We start from the raw sequence: 14,690 nt of genomic DNA, 5'->3' as shown, positions 1-14,690 counted from the left end.
CGCGAAGCTAGGGTGTGGTGCTGAGATGGCCAGCGATACCTGTGGGGAAGCCCGTGCGTGAATATCTGCTGACGCTCTGCATCACGGCCGCGGTGACGTATCTGCTGACCGGCCCGGTGCGGAAGTTCGCGATCGTGGCCGGCGCCATGCCGGAGATCCGCGCGCGCGACGTACACCGGGAGCCGACGCCCCGGCTCGGCGGTATCGCGATGTTCTTCGGGCTGTGCGCGGGGCTCCTGGTCGCCGACCACCTGCCGAACCTCAATGAGGTCTTCACGAAGTCGAACGAGCCGCGCGCGCTGCTCTCGGGCGCCGCGCTGATCTGGATCATCGGCGTCCTCGACGACAAGTTCGAGATCGACGCGCTGATCAAGCTCGGCGGCCAGATGATCGCCGCGGGCGTCATGGTCATGCAGGGCCTGACGATCCTGTGGCTGCCCATCCCGGGCGCGGGGACGGTGTCCCTGACCCAGTGGCAGGGCACGCTCCTCACGGTCGCCCTCGTGGTCATCACCATCAACGCCGTGAACTTCGTCGACGGCCTCGACGGTCTCGCCGCGGGCATGGTGTGCATCGCCGCCGCGGCGTTCTTCATGTACGCCTACCGGATCTGGTACGGGTACGGGATCGAGGCCGCCGCCCCCGCCACGCTCTTCGCCGCCATCCTGATGGGCATGTGCCTGGGCTTCCTGCCGCACAACATGCATCCGGCCAGGATCTTCATGGGCGACTCGGGGTCGATGCTGATCGGGCTCGTGCTGGCCGCCGGCGCCATCTCCATCACCGGCCAGGTCGACCCGGACGCGATGAAGCTGAACCTCGGCGGCACGCGCGATGCCACGCACGCGATGCTCCCCGTCTTCATCCCGCTGCTGATGCCGCTGACGATCATCGCGATCCCGTTCGCGGACCTGGTGCTCGCCATCGTGCGCCGCACCTGGAAGGGCCAGTCGCCGTTCGCCGCCGACCGCGGCCACCTGCACCACCGACTCCTGGAGGTCGGCCACTCGCACAGCCGCGCCGTCCTGATCATGTACTTCTGGTCGGCCCTCATCGCCTTCGGCACCGTCGCGTACTCGGTGCACTCCACGAACATGTGGATCCTGCTCCTGATCGTCGCCCTCAGCGCGGTCGGCCTCGCCCTGCTCCTGCTGCCGCGCTTCACCCCGCACACCCCCGGCTGGGCGGAGAGCTTCGTGCCGCCGCGGTACCGGCGCAGCAGGCGGGCGGCGCTCGCGGGGGAGACGGCGGCCACCGGATCCGCGTACGGGACGGGGGAGGCCCGACCCGGGACCGCCGCTACCGGTACGGCTGAGACGGGCGAGGACGCCTCGGACGCCGACGAGGACGGGGAGCCCCGTCGGCCCGTGGGCGTCGGCGTCAACGGTGCCACGGCGCTGGGCACCCGCCCGCGCTTCCTGGACCGGCGCAAGGCGGGTTCGCCGCGATGACGCGCGGGCGGCCAAACCGGCCCATTACCAGACAACTTGCTCGCCTGCGTGCACAGACGCGCGCGTTACTTCTCATGTGTGACGGCGAGCACACTCGGCAGGTAAAGACCTCATCAAATAGTTTGTGATACCGTTCACGAAACCCGGCAACAGAGCCGAAGGACCGTAGTGCGACGGTCTCTTGGCCCGAGGACCCCACTCGGCCCGGGTCTACGCTCGTCCATGACGACACCCTGCCCCCATCAGTAAGCGGAGCTGCCGCCATGCCGTCCCAAGACACCCGGAATCTCCTGCAATCCGCCGTGCCCACAGCAGTGGTCGGCGCGATCGTCGCCGCCGTCAGCGGTGTCGTCGCCGGTGGCAAGGGAGCGCTCGGCGCGGGCATCGGCACGCTGGTGGTCATCGCCTTCATGGGGCTTGGCCTGTACGTCCTGCAGCGGACGGCAAAATCGCTTCCGCAGTTGTTCCAGGCGATGGGGCTCATGCTCTACGTCGCCCAGCTTCTGCTGCTTCTCGTCTTCGTGGGCCTGTTCAAGGACACTGACCTCTTCAACCCGAAGACCTTCGCGCTCGCGCTCGTGATCGCCACCGTCGCGTGGATGGGATCGCAGGCTCGTGCTCACATGAAGGCCAAGATCTTTTACGTCGACCCGGAACCCGAACCTTCCTCCGCCCGCTCCTCCGAGAAGAGTGAGAAGACGGAGAAGTCGGGGTCCTCGACGTGAGAGGTAGGGCCGGGATAAATGCACGTTCGAGATGCTGCTATCGTCCGGTGCCAACTGCGGCACTGCAGGCGCGGGCATCTGAGCTGACGCCTGCACCATCGCGAGGCTCGATGCCTGAACGCCGCTCACACTTCCGAAACACCAGTCCGGTGCCGACCCGCGGCTGCGCGCCGCGCCGACACGACAACGAGGTTGCCGTACCTATGCGTCACGCCGAAGGAGCCCGCGGTGAGTGCTGACCAAACTGAGCTCGCCTTTGACTGGAGCTGTCGGATCATGTCCGACAACGGCTGTGGCTTCCCGGCTCCGGGCCTGCACTCGTTCCTCTTCAAGCCGATCTTCGAGGTCGGTGGGTTCGAGTTCAACAAGGTGATGCTGCTCGCCCTGATCACGACGCTGGTCGTCATCACTTTCTTCTACGCCGCCTTTGGCAAGGCCAAGGTCGTCCCGGGCAAGCTCCAGATGATCGGTGAGGCGGGCTACGACTTCGTACGCCGCGGCATCGTGTACGAGACGCTCGGCAAGAAGGAGGGCGAGAAGTACGTCCCCCTCATGGTCTCGATGTTCTTCTTCATCTGGATCATGAACATCTGGTCCGTGATTCCGCTGGCCCAGTTCCCGGTCTCGTCGGTGATCGCATACCCGATCATCCTCGCGCTGATCACCTACCTGATCTGGGTGCCGCTGACCTTCAAGCGCCACGGCTTCGCCGGTGGCTGGAAGAACATCACCGGCTACGACAACTCGCTCGGCGGGATCAAGTGGCTGGTCTCGTTCATCGAGTTCTTCTCGAACCTGCTGGTGCGCCCGTTCACGCACGCGGTGCGACTCTTCGCCAACATGTTCGCCGGTCACCTGATGCTGGTGATGTTCACCGTCGCCTCCTGGTACCTGCTGAACAGCTGGATGATTCCGGCCGCGGGCGTCTCCTTCGTCATGACCATGGTCATGGTCCTCTTCGAACTTTTCGTGCAGGCGGTTCAGGCGTACGTCTTCGTGCTCCTTGCCTGCACGTACATTCAGGGCGCTCTCGCCGAGCACCACTGAGTCAACCTCTGGCCCCCAAGCCCCCAGATCGTCCGGTGGCCAACCCCCACCGGCCCATGAAAGAGAAGGAAGTAACGGCATGTCCGCGACCCTCGAACTCGCCGCTGGCGTCTCCGGCTCCCTCGGTTCCATCGGCTACGGCCTCGCGGCCATCGGTCCTGGCATCGGCGTCGGCATCGTCTTCGGTAACGGCACCCAGGCCCTGGCCCGTCAGCCCGAGGCCGCCGGCCTGATCCGCGCCAACCAGATTCTGGGCTTCGCCTTCTGTGAGGCGCTCGCCCTCATCGGCATCGTTATGCCGTTCGTGTTCGGTAAGTAATCACTGCTTGCTGACACTTTTCGACGAAAGGCACTGATGTGATCGCCAACCTGGTTCAGCTGGCGGCCGAGGAGGAGCAGAATCCGCTCGTCCCGCCGGGTCCCGAGCTGCTTGTCGGCGCCATCGCCTTCGCCATCGTTTTCTTCTTCTTCTGGAAGAAGCTCCTCCCGAACATCAACAAGGTTCTGGAAGAGCGCCGGGAGGCGATCGAAGGCGGTATCGAGAAGGCCGAGGCCGCTCAGACCGAGGCCCAGAGCGTTCTTGAGCAGTACAAGGCTCAGCTCGCCGAGGCCCGGCACGAGGCCGCGCGTCTGCGCCAGGAGGCGCAGGAGCAGGGCGCCACGCTCATCGCCGAGATGCGGGCCGAGGGCCAGCGGCAGCGCGAGGAGATCGTCGCCGCCGGTCACGCCCAGATCGAGGCCGACCGCAAGGCCGCCGCGCAGGCGCTGCGCCAGGACGTGGGCCAGCTGGCCACCGAACTGGCCGGCAAGCTCGTCGGTGAGTCGCTCGAGGAGCACGCCCGCCAGAGCCGCACGATCGACCGCTTCCTCGACGAGCTCGACGCGAAGGCCGAGGCGACTCGATGACAGCGCATGGAGCCAGCCGCGAGGCCCTGGCCGCCGCGCGCGAGCGTCTCGACGCGCTGACCGACAACACCACGGTCGACGCGAAGCAGCTGGCCGACGAGCTGGCCTCGGTCACCGCGCTGCTCGACCGCGAGGTCTCACTGCGTCGGGTCCTGACCGACCCGGCGCAGCCCGGAGAGGCCAAGGCCGAGCTGGCCGGACGGCTGCTCGGCGGCAAGGTCGGCGGCGAGGCCGCGGACCTGGTGGCCGGCATGGTGCGCTCCCGCTGGTCGCAGTCGCGCGACCTGGTGGACGCCCTGGAGGAGCTGACCGACCTCGCCGACCTGACCGCCGCGCAGCGGTCGGGCGCGCTGGACACGGTCGAGGACGAGCTCTTCCGGTTCGGCCGGATCGTCGCGTCCAGCACCGAGCTGCGGGCGGCGCTCACCGACCGCGGCGCGACCACCGCCGCCAAGAGCGGGCTGGTCAGCGGCCTGCTCGGCGGGCGTGCGGACGCCGCCACGGAGCGGCTGGTCGACCGTCTTGTGACCGCGCCCCGTGGACGTAGCCTGGAAGCGGGACTCGAGTCCCTCTCCAAGCTGGCCGCGGACCGCCGGGAGCGCATGGTCGCCGTCGTCACCTCGGCTGTTCCGCTGTCGGACCAGCAGAAGCAACGGCTCGGCGCGGCGCTCGCGAAGATCTACGGGCGCGAGATGCACCTGAACCTCGACGTGGACCCCGAGGTCCTCGGCGGGATCCGGGTGCAGGTGGGCGACGAGGTCATCAACGGCTCCATCGCGGACCGCATCGAGGACGCGCACCGCCGTATGGCGGGCTAGTAACTCAACAAGCAAGACCAACGGCCCGAGTTGGGCCGTGCAGAGGATGCAAAGTTTCTGGGGGGAGCCCCCAGATCCCCCAAAGAAACTTCGGGCCCAACAAGGAGAGCAGGGAACCCAGATGGCGGAGCTCACGATCCGGCCGGAGGAGATCCGGGACGCGCTGGAGAACTTTGTCCAGGCGTACAAGCCGGACGCGGCCTCGCGCGAGGAGGTCGGTACGGTCACCCTGGCCGGCGATGGCATCGCGAAGGTCGAGGGCCTGCCCTCGGCCATGGCCAACGAACTGCTGAAGTTCGAGGACGGGACCCTTGGTCTCGCGCTGAACCTGGAAGAGCGCGAGATCGGTTCGATCATCCTCGGTGAGTTCAGCGGCATCGAGGAGGGCCAGTCGGTGCAGCGCACCGGCGAGGTCCTGTCGGTCGCGGTGGGCGAGGGCTACCTCGGCCGCGTCGTCGACCCGCTCGGCAACCCGATCGACGGCCTCGGCGAGATCGAGACGTCCGGCCGCCGCGCCCTTGAGCTGCAGGCTCCGGGCGTCATGGCCCGTAAGTCGGTGCACGAGCCGATGGAGACGGGCTACAAGGCCGTCGACGCCATGACCCCGATCGGCCGTGGCCAGCGTCAGCTGATCATTGGTGACCGCCAGACCGGCAAGACCGCCCTGGCCGTCGACACGATCATCAACCAGCGCGACAACTGGCGCTCCGGCGACGTGAAGAAGCAGGTCCGCTGCGTCTACGTCGCCATCGGTCAGAAGGGCTCGACCATCGCCTCCGTGCGTGGTGCCCTCGAAGAGGCCGGCGCCCTGGAGTACACGACCATCGTCGCCGCCCCGGCGTCCGACCCGGCCGGCTTCAAGTACCTGGCGCCGTACACCGGCTCGGCCATCGGCCAGCAGTGGATGTACGAGGGCAAGCACGTCCTCATCATCTTCGACGACCTCTCGAAGCAGGCCGACGCCTACCGCGCCGTGTCCCTGCTGCTCCGCCGCCCGCCGGGGCGCGAGGCCTACCCCGGCGACGTCTTCTACCTGCACTCCCGTCTGCTGGAGCGCTGCGCGAAGCTCTCCGACGACATGGGCGCGGGCTCGATGACCGGTCTGCCGATCGTCGAGACGAAGGCCAACGACGTCTCGGCGTTCATCCCGACCAACGTCATCTCCATCACCGACGGCCAGTGCTTCCTGGAGTCGGACCTGTTCAACGCCGGTCAGCGCCCCGCGCTGAACGTCGGTATCTCCGTGTCCCGAGTCGGTGGTTCCGCTCAGCACAAGGCGATGAAGCAGGTCTCCGGCCGACTGCGCGTGGACCTCGCCCAGTTCCGTGAGCTGGAGGCGTTCGCCGCCTTCGGTTCCGACCTGGACGCCGCGTCGAAGTCGCAGCTGGAGCGCGGCCAGCGCATGGTCGAGCTGCTGAAGCAGGCCCAGTACCAGCCGATGCCGACCGAGGACCAGGTCGTCTCCGTGTGGGCCGGCACCACCGGCAAGATGGACGACGTACCGGTCGCCGACATCCGCCGCTTCGAGCGCGAGCTGCTCGACTACCTGCACCGCAAGGAGCAGGGCCTGATGACCTCCATCAAGGAGGGCGGCAAGATGTCGGACGACACGCTCGTCGCCGTCGCGGACGCCATCGCGGACTTCAAGAAGCAGTTCGAGACCTCGGACGGGAAGCTTCTCGGCGAGGACGCTCCGGCTGCTCCCGGCAAGTGACGACGGAAGGGACCTGACTCATGGGAGCCCAGCTCCGGGTCTATAAGCGTCGCATCAAATCCGTCACCGCGACCAAGAAGATCACCAAGGCGATGGAGATGATCGCCGCCTCGCGCGTCGTCAAGGCGCAGCGCAAGGTGGCGGCCTCCACGCCGTACGCGACCGAGCTCACCCGCGCGGTCACGGCGGTGGGCACCGGCTCGAACACCCAGCACCCGCTGACGACGGAGGCGGAGACGGCGACGCGAGCCGCCGTGCTGCTCCTGACCAGCGACCGCGGTCTGGCCGGCGCCTTCAACTCCAACGCCATCAAGGCCGCGGAGCAGCTCACCGCCCGCCTCCAGGCCGAGGGCAAGGAGGTCGACACGTACATCGTCGGCCGCCGCGGTGTCGCCCACTACAACTTCCGCGAGCGCAAGATCGCGAAGCAGTGGAGCGGCTTCACCGACCAGCCCGAGTACGCGGACGCCAAGGCGGTCGCGGGACCGCTGATCGAGGCCATCGAGAAGGACACGGCCGAGGGCGGCGTGGATGAACTCCACATCGTCTACACCGAGTTCGTCTCGATGATGACGCAGTCGGCCGTCGACGGCCGACTGCTGCCGCTCAGCCTCGAAGAGGTGGCGGAGGAGTCCGCGGTGAAGAAGGACGAGATCCTTCCGCTGTACGACTTCGAGCCGTCGGCGGAGGACGTCCTCGACGCCCTGCTGCCGCGCTACGTCGAGAGCCGTATCTACAACGCGCTGCTCCAGTCGGCTGCCTCCAAGCACGCCGCCACGCGCCGCGCGATGAAGTCGGCGACCGACAACGCCGGGGACCTGATCAACAATCTGTCCCGGCTTGCCAACGCGGCCCGCCAGGCCGAAATCACCCAGGAAATCAGCGAGATCGTCGGTGGCGCGAGCGCCCTTGCCGACGCGACCGCGGGGAGTGACAAGTAATGACGACCACTGTTGAGACGGCCGTTGCCACGGGCCGCGTCGCCCGGGTCATCGGCCCGGTCGTCGACGTGGAGTTCCCCGTCGACGCGATGCCGGAGATCTACAACGCCCTGCACGTCGAGGTCGCCGACCCGGCGCAGGACGGCGCGAAGAAGACGCTGACGCTCGAGGTCGCCCAGCACCTCGGCGACGGCCTCGTCCGCACCATCTCCATGCAGCCCACCGACGGCCTGGTCCGCCAGGCCCCGGTGACCGACACCGGCGACGGCATCACCGTCCCGGTCGGCGATTTCACCAAGGGCAAGGTGTTCAACACCCTCGGTGAGGTCCTGAACGTCGACGAGACCTACGAGGGCGAGCGCTGGTCCATCCACCGCAAGGCCCCGAACTTCGACGAGCTCGAGTCGAAGACCGAGATGTTCGAGACCGGCGTCAAGTGCATCGACCTTCTCACCCCGTACGTCAAGGGTGGAAAGATCGGTCTGTTCGGCGGTGCCGGCGTCGGCAAGACGGTGCTCATCCAGGAGATGATCTACCGCGTCGCCAACAACCACGACGGTGTCTCCGTGTTCGCCGGTGTCGGCGAGCGCACCCGTGAGGGCAACGACCTCATCGAGGAGATGTCGGAGTCGGGCGTCATCGACAAGACCGCCCTTGTCTTCGGCCAGATGGACGAGCCCCCGGGCACCCGTCTGCGCGTGGCCCTGGCCGGTCTGACCATGGCGGAGTACTTCCGCGATGTGCAGAAGCAGGACGTGCTGTTCTTCATCGACAACATCTTCCGCTTCACGCAGGCCGGTTCCGAGGTCTCGACCCTGCTGGGTCGCATGCCCTCGGCCGTGGGTTACCAGCCGAACCTGGCCGACGAGATGGGTCTCCTCCAGGAGCGCATCACCTCGACCCGTGGTCACTCGATCACCTCGATGCAGGCGATCTACGTCCCCGCGGACGACCTGACCGACCCGGCCCCGGCCACCACGTTCGCCCACCTCGACGCGACGACGGTGCTGTCCCGTCCGATCTCCGAGAAGGGCATCTACCCGGCGATCGACCCGCTGGACTCCACGTCCCGCATCCTGGACCCGCGCTACATCGCGCAGGACCACTACGACTGCGCCATGCGCGTCAAGGGGATCCTGCAGAAGTACAAGGACCTCCAGGACATCATCGCCATCCTCGGCATCGACGAGCTCGGCGAGGAGGACAAGCTGGTCGTCTCCCGCGCCCGTCGCGTGGAGCGCTTCCTGTCGCAGAACACGCACGTCGCCAAGCAGTTCACCGGCGTCGACGGTTCGGACGTCCCGCTGGACGAGTCGGTCGCGGCCTTCAACGCGATCTGCGACGGCGAGTACGACCACTTCCCCGAGCAGGCGTTCTTCATGTGCGGTGGCCTGGAGGACCTCAAGGCCAACGCGAAGGAACTCGGCGTTTCCTGAGTCTCATGACTCCTGGAGAGGGGCGGGTGCACCCCTTCACGGGGACCGCGTTCCCGCCCCTCCCCATACGCCCACTAGAATTTGACCCAACACCCGGCTGAACCGCCGGGTGGTGACCCGAGGAGCCACCCTTGGCTGCTGAGCTGCATGTCGAGCTGGTCGCCGCGGACCGCAGTGTCTGGTCCGGCGAGGCCACCCTGGTCGTCGCGCGCACCACGTCCGGCGACATCGGCGTCATGCCCGGTCACCAGCCGCTGCTCGGTGTGCTGGAGTCGGGCCCGGTGACCATCCGTACCAGCGACGGCGGGACCGTCGTCGCCGCGGTGCACGGCGGATTCATCTCGTTCGCCGACAACAAGCTGTCGCTGCTCGCCGAGATCGCCGAGCTCTCGGACGAGATCGACATCCAGCGTGCGGAGCGGGCGCTCGAGCGTGCCAAGTCGGAGGCCGACGCCTCCGCCGAGCGGCGCGCCGACGTCCGACTGCGGGCGGTGGCGGTGCGCTGACCCCCAGCGCGCGGCGTAACGTGACTCAGCCGCGGCCAGGTCCGGAGCTCTCCGGACGTGGTCGCGGCTGAGGCAATGCGGATGCAGTTTCGGGAGCGGTTGTTCGGTCCGTGTCAGAAGTCTTGTTTGAGACTGTGGTGAGACGAGGAGGTCGGTGCCGATGATCCTCGTTCTGGTCGTGTGCGGACTTGTGTTGATCGCGCTGGTGTTGCTGGGGCTCTTCGTCTTCGGACTGCGCCGCCGGCTCATCCAGCGGTCCGGCGGCACCTTCGACTGCAGCCTGCGGTGGAACGCGCCCGATCCCGCGGAGGCGTCCGACACCTCCGGCAAGGGGTGGGGCTATGGCGTGGCCCGCTACAACGGGGATCGGGTCGAGTGGTTCCGTGTGTTCTCGTACGCTCCTCGGCCTCGGCGGGTCCTTGAGCGTGCGTCCATCGAGGTCGTCGACCGTCGGGCCCCCGACGGGGAGGAAGAGCTGGCGCTTCTTTCCGATGCCGTTGTGCTGGGCTGTTTGCACCGTGGGGTGCGGTTGGAACTCGCCATGAGCGAGGATGCGCTCACCGGGTTTCTGGCTTGGCTGGAGGCTGCGCCTCCTGGTCAGCGGGTCAACGTCGCGTAGCGTTTGGGCGGTTTCTTAGGGGGCTGCGCCCCTCTCCCCGCTTTTTTGGCCCTTCGGGCCTCGTCCTCAAACGCCGGACGGGCTTTAGTCGCCTGCCTTGACCAGGGCTGACTCGTACGCCGCTATCACCGCCTGGGCGCGGTCGCGTACGCCCAGTTTGGCGAAGACCGCTGTGACGTGGTTCTTCACCGTGGAGGGGCTGATGCGCAGGGCCTCGGCTATCTCTGTGTTGTCGTAGCCCCTGGCGATGAGGGCCCAGACGTCCGTCTCGCGGGACGTGAGGTCCGGGCGGACGCGTGGGGGTGGGGGCGCGGGCGTGGTGACGTACGCGGAGATGAGGCGGGTGAGGAGGCGGGGGGCCACTGCCGCCTCGCCCGCGTTGACGGTGTGGACCGCCGCCACCAGTTCCTCAGGTGAGACGTCCTTGGGCAGGAAGCCCGCGGCGCCCGCGCGCAGCGCGCCGACGACGTACTCGTCCATGTCGAACGTGCTCAGCGCCAGGACCCGGCACTCGGGGAGTCCGGCGGTGAGTTCCGCCGTCGCGCCGACGCCGTCGAGGTGCGGCATGCGGATGTCCATGAGGACCACGTCGGGGCGCAGCCGCCGGGCCAGGTCGACGGCTGCGCGGCCGTCCCCGGCCTCGCCGACGACCGTCACGCCGGGGTCGGCGTGGAAGATGAGCGCGAGGCCGCGCCGGACCAGGGGCTGGTCGTCGGCGATGAGGACGGTCAGGGGAGTGGGTGGCGTGGTCACCGGGTCGCCGCTTTCTCGTGGGGCGCGGGGGCGTCGTCGAAGGCCGAGGGTACGTCGGCGGGCACGGGCAGGGTCGCGAGGATCCGGAAGCCGCCTTCGGGGCGGGTGCCCGTCTCCAGGGTGCCGCCGTGCAGGGCCACGCGTTCCCGCATGCCGACGAGGCCGTGTCCCGGCCCGCCCTTGCGTGCGCTGCCGCCGCTGCCGGCGCCGTCATTGCGCACCTCGACGGTGAGCAGGCCGGGGCCGTAGTCCAGCCGTACGGTCGCGTGGGCGCCGCGCGCGTGCTTGCGGACGTTGGTGAGGGCCTCCTGGACGATCCGGAACACGGTGAGACCCAGGGTGGGCGCCAGCTCCTGGCGTGCGCCCTCGACGAGCAGCTCCGTGTCGACGCCCGCCCGGCACGAGTCCGCGACCACCCGCGGCAGGTCGTCCACGCCCGGCTGGGGTGCGGCCGGACCGCCCTCGGTGTCGTCGTCCGCGCGCAGCACGTCGAGGAGCTGGCGCATCTCGCCGAGCGCGAGCCGGCCGGAGTCCTCCAGGGACTTCAGGGCGTCCCGGGCCAGGTCGGCGTCGTGGTGGAGCACGCGCCGGGCACCGCCCGCCATCAGCTGCATGGCGGTGATGTGGTGGGCGACGACGTCGTGCAGTTCGCGGGCGATACGGCGGCGCTCGGCGGCCACCGCGTGGTCGGCGAGCAGCTTGCGGTGGGCGGCGTCCTGCCGCTGCCACCGCCGCGCGGCGCAGCCCACGGCGAGCGCTATGCAGACGCCCACCACGTCCGCGAAGATCGCCCGCGCCAGCTCCTCGTGTTCGCCGAGGCCGGGCACCTGGAGGCCGGCGAGGGCCACCACCGCCGCGGCGCCGGTGACGCGGGCGCTGCGCAGCCGGGCCACCGAGTACAGGGCGACCACCAGGGAGATGGGCAGGCCGTAGGGGACCGAGGTGAACGGGGTGAGCACGGCCTGTGCCGCGAGGACGGCGACGAGGACGGCCACGGGGAAGCGCCGGTGCCAGAGCAGCGGAGTCGTGGGCAGCAGGTGCAGCGCGAGGACGCCCGGGCTCCAGGACGTGCCCCCGGGCTCGATGCTCAGGGCATAGCCGGTGACCTCGATCACCAGGGCGCCGAGGGCCACCAGGACGTCCTGGCGGTTCGGCCGGAGGTCTCCGGGGCGAGGCGTGCCGGCTTCTTCCTCGGTGTCCCCGGTCCGGGGCGGTCGGCTGCGTGCGGGCATGCCGTCGTTCTCCTTACGCGCGGGTCCGTGATCCATTCAAGGCCGGGGGCGGGGCAGCGGCGTCCTCCCCCGGGTGGAGTTCGCGTCTGGGAGCTGGGTCCTGGTCGCGGTGGCTGCCACGGCCCTGGTCCCGGGGCGGGTTCGTCGTCGCGGGCGACGAGTCGGCGGGGGTGCCGGTGATCTTCTGGAGGGGCCCGGCGGGACCGGGCCGCCCGCCCCACCGCCGGAGGAACCGTGATCAGATCACTCACCGCCCTGACCACCCGCCACGCCTGGAAATTCATCCTGCTCTGGACGGTGGTCGCCCTCGCCCTGTCCATGGTCGGCCAGGCCAAGATGCACAGTGTCACCCAGCCCGACGTCGGCAGCTTCCTGCCCAAGTCGTACGACTCGGCGGCGGCCCTGCAGATCGCCGAGGACGAGTTCGGCGCGAAGCCCGACGACAACGCCGTCACCCTGCTCGTCGGCCGCGAGGACGGGAAGAAGCTCACCGGCGGCGACCGGCGGCACATCGACAGGATCGCCTCCGGTCTCGGTGAGCGGCGCCTGAAGATGGCCAATCCCGACGGTACCCCCTCGTTCCTGCTGACGGACCACTCCCAGACCCCGGTCGTGAAGTCCGGTGCGGCCGCGCCCGACGGCACGTTCCGGCTCCTGTCCGTCTCGCTCGACGGCAACATGAACGACCCGGCGCTGCAGGACCTCTACCGGGACTTCCGCGACCGCGCCGAGGACGAGTTCGGCCGGGCGGACCTGCGCACGGGCTTCACCGGCGGCATCGCGGACCTCGCCGACACCACGGAGGCCCAGGAGGACACCGAGAAGCTGGTCGCGATCCTGACCTTCGGGCTCATCGTGCTCCTGAACGTCCTGGCCTTCCGCAGCTTCCTCGCCGCGATCCTGCCGCTGCTCGCGGTCGTCCTCGTCGGCGGCGCCGCGACCGGCGCGGTGGTCGGCACGGCACTGCTCTTCGACTTCAAGCTCGACCCGTCGACACCGTCCCTGATCACCGTGGTCCTGCTCGGCATCGGCATCGACTACTTCCTGTTCATGCTGTTCCGGTTCCGCGAGTTGATGCGCGAGCACCCGAACCCGAAGAAGAACGCCCGCGGCGTCGCGGCGGAGTGCGCGGGCCGGGTCGGGGCGGCGATCACCTCGGCCGCGCTCACCATCGTGGCCGCCTTCGCCACCCTGGGGATCGCGAGCTTCGGGCAGTTCCAGGTGCTCGGCCCGGCCATCGCGGTGTGCGTCCTGGTGATGCTCGTCGCCAGCCTCACCTTCATGCCGGCGCTCCTCGCGGTGTCCGGGCGCGGCATGTTCTGGCCGTCCCGGGCGCTGCGCCGGGAGCCGCGCGCCGGGCTGAGCGCGCGGCTCGGGGAGCGCGTGGCGCGTCGTCCGTTCCTCTTCGTGGCCGCCAGCGTGGGGCTCCTCTGCGCGCTGAGCGCCGGCGTCCTCGGCATGCGGATGGACTACGGCACGGACGCGGGGCCGGACGACACACCCGCGGCGGTGACGGCGAAGGAGATATCCCGCGCGCTGCCCGGCGGGGTGGCGAGCCCGCACACGGTGTACGTCGCGGCGGCCGACGGCAAGGGGGCCGCCAAGGGCGATGGGCGCGACGTACGGCTCGATCCCTCGGCCCTCAAGGGGCTGACCAAGGAGCTGAAGGCGGTCGAGGGCGTCGGCCGGGTGGCGCGGCCCGTGCTCAACGAGCGGCACACGGCCGCCAGGGTGGACTTCTATCTGGACGTCGACGTGCAGTCGCAGCGGGCCCGTGACCTGGTGTCCGACGAGGTGCGGCCCGTCGTCGAGAAGCAGGCGCCGCCCGGGACCGAGGCCCATGTGACCGGCCAGGCCGCGATCTTCTCGGATGTGTCCGAGGCGGTGTCGAAGGACCTCAAGGTGGTCTTCCCCGTGGCCGCCGCGCTGATCGCGCTGATCCTGGTGGCCCTGCTGCGCAGCCTGCTCGCGCCGATGGTCCTCATGCTCGCCATCGGGCTCGGCTTCACGGCGACGCTCGGGTCCGGTGTGCTCGTGTTCCAGCACATCCTCGGCCGGCCGGGGGTGTCGTTCACGCTGCCGCTCGTGCTCTTCCTGTTCGTCGTCGCCCTCGGCACCGACTACAACATCCTGATCAGCGACCGCATCCGGGAGGAGATGGGCCGGCCGGGCTCGGCCCGCCAGGCGGTGGCCGCCGCTGTCCGGCACACGGCTCCGGCCATCGTCACCGCCGGGATCGTGCTCGCTGGTTCCTTCGCGAGCCTCGCCGTGAACCCGTCCCCGGGCACCCAGGAGATCGGCCTCGTCACCGCGCTCGGCATCGGCCTGTCCTCGCTGGTCCTCTCGATCATGCTGGTGCCCGCGGTGGTGGCGATGCTCGGCCGGGCGACCTGGTGGCCGTCGAAGTCGGGCCGCGCGCCCGGTGGCCACGGCGGCGAACACCGCGCGCCCCGGACTCCCGAGTACGCGCCGTACGCACCGCATGAGCCCTCCGCGTGGAAGCGGCCGCACGCGTCGGAGCCGCTCCGCCGCTGACGGCCCG

At 69.2% G+C, this 14,690-nt stretch carries 14 protein-coding genes; 12 read left to right on the top strand and 2 right to left on the bottom strand.

All coding sequences use genetic code 11. The features are described 5' to 3' along the window. Nucleotides 1-53: 53 nt before the first annotated feature. The 11 genes from AC0KTA_RS11705 to AC0KTA_RS11655 all read left to right on the top strand — a co-directional run bounded on the left by AC0KTA_RS11705 (nucleotide 54) and on the right by AC0KTA_RS11655 (nucleotide 10,163). Entirely contained in the window at nucleotides 54-1,451 is a 1,398-nt protein-coding gene (locus tag AC0KTA_RS11705; protein ID WP_481055059.1) for an MraY family glycosyltransferase, read from the top strand. Between the two features lie 263 nt (nucleotides 1,452-1,714). Continuing rightward, the gene (locus AC0KTA_RS11700; protein ID WP_481055058.1) at nucleotides 1,715-2,176 is read left to right on the top strand and encodes a Cg1360 family ATP-synthase-associated protein; all 462 of its coding nucleotides are present in this window, start codon (nucleotides 1,715-1,717) and stop codon (nucleotides 2,174-2,176) included. Between the two features lie 228 nt (nucleotides 2,177-2,404). Beyond that, nucleotides 2,405-3,223 carry a F0F1 ATP synthase subunit A gene (gene atpB, locus AC0KTA_RS11695; RefSeq protein ID WP_481055057.1) on the top strand — a complete coding sequence of 273 codons (819 nt, stop codon included), beginning with the start codon at nucleotides 2,405-2,407 and terminating at the stop codon, nucleotides 3,221-3,223. Nucleotides 3,224-3,302: 79 nt separating this feature from the next. Next, on the top strand, nucleotides 3,303-3,542 hold the full coding sequence (gene atpE / locus AC0KTA_RS11690; protein ID WP_055564408.1) for an ATP synthase F0 subunit C: 240 nt from the start codon (nucleotides 3,303-3,305) through the stop codon (nucleotides 3,540-3,542). Nucleotides 3,543-3,580: 38 nt separating this feature from the next. Further along, entirely contained in the window at nucleotides 3,581-4,129 is a 549-nt protein-coding gene (locus tag AC0KTA_RS11685) for a F0F1 ATP synthase subunit B (RefSeq protein WP_481055056.1), read from the top strand. After that, nucleotides 4,126-4,947, top strand: a complete 822-nt coding sequence (locus AC0KTA_RS11680; protein WP_481055055.1) for a F0F1 ATP synthase subunit delta — start codon at nucleotides 4,126-4,128, stop codon at nucleotides 4,945-4,947. The genes AC0KTA_RS11685 and AC0KTA_RS11680 overlap by 4 nt, the downstream gene beginning before the upstream one ends. Before the next feature lie 121 nt (nucleotides 4,948-5,068). Further along, nucleotides 5,069-6,661 (top strand): F0F1 ATP synthase subunit alpha, encoded by a 1,593-nt coding sequence (gene atpA / locus AC0KTA_RS11675; protein WP_481055054.1) that lies wholly within the window; start codon nucleotides 5,069-5,071, stop codon nucleotides 6,659-6,661. A 20-nt stretch (nucleotides 6,662-6,681) separates the two neighbouring features. Then, entirely contained in the window at nucleotides 6,682-7,602 is a 921-nt protein-coding gene (locus tag AC0KTA_RS11670; protein WP_481055053.1) for a F0F1 ATP synthase subunit gamma, read from the top strand. Next, entirely contained in the window at nucleotides 7,602-9,038 is a 1,437-nt protein-coding gene (gene atpD, locus AC0KTA_RS11665) for a F0F1 ATP synthase subunit beta (RefSeq protein WP_481055052.1), read from the top strand. The genes AC0KTA_RS11670 and atpD overlap by 1 nt, the downstream gene beginning before the upstream one ends. 131 nt (nucleotides 9,039-9,169) lie before the next feature. Beyond that, on the top strand, nucleotides 9,170-9,544 hold the full coding sequence (locus AC0KTA_RS11660) for a F0F1 ATP synthase subunit epsilon (protein WP_481055051.1): 375 nt from the start codon (nucleotides 9,170-9,172) through the stop codon (nucleotides 9,542-9,544). A 160-nt stretch (nucleotides 9,545-9,704) separates the two neighbouring features. Further along, complete coding sequence (locus AC0KTA_RS11655; protein WP_481055050.1) at nucleotides 9,705-10,163, top strand: DUF2550 domain-containing protein; 459 nt, start codon at nucleotides 9,705-9,707, stop codon at nucleotides 10,161-10,163. An 84-nt stretch (nucleotides 10,164-10,247) separates the two neighbouring features. Here AC0KTA_RS11655 and AC0KTA_RS11650 read toward each other — a convergent pair whose 3' ends face one another. Together AC0KTA_RS11650 and AC0KTA_RS11645 are read right to left on the bottom strand one after the other, a co-directional pair. Then, nucleotides 10,248-10,916, bottom strand: coding sequence for a response regulator (locus AC0KTA_RS11650; protein ID WP_481055049.1), 669 nt, complete (start codon nucleotides 10,914-10,916; stop codon nucleotides 10,248-10,250). Further along, nucleotides 10,913-12,148: a sensor histidine kinase gene (locus tag AC0KTA_RS11645; protein ID WP_481055048.1), complete on the bottom strand. Its 1,236-nt coding sequence runs from the start codon at nucleotides 12,146-12,148 to the stop codon at nucleotides 10,913-10,915. The genes AC0KTA_RS11650 and AC0KTA_RS11645 overlap by 4 nt, the downstream gene beginning before the upstream one ends. 234 nt (nucleotides 12,149-12,382) lie before the next feature. Here AC0KTA_RS11645 and AC0KTA_RS11640 point away from each other — a divergent pair, with 234 nt between their 5' ends. Then, entirely contained in the window at nucleotides 12,383-14,683 is a 2,301-nt protein-coding gene (locus AC0KTA_RS11640; protein ID WP_481055047.1) for an MMPL family transporter, read from the top strand. The last annotated feature ends 7 nt before the right edge of the window (nucleotides 14,684-14,690 follow it).

This window comes from Streptomyces sp. Y309 (genome assembly GCF_056712025.1).
This window is presented reverse-complemented; position numbering and strand designations above follow the sequence as displayed.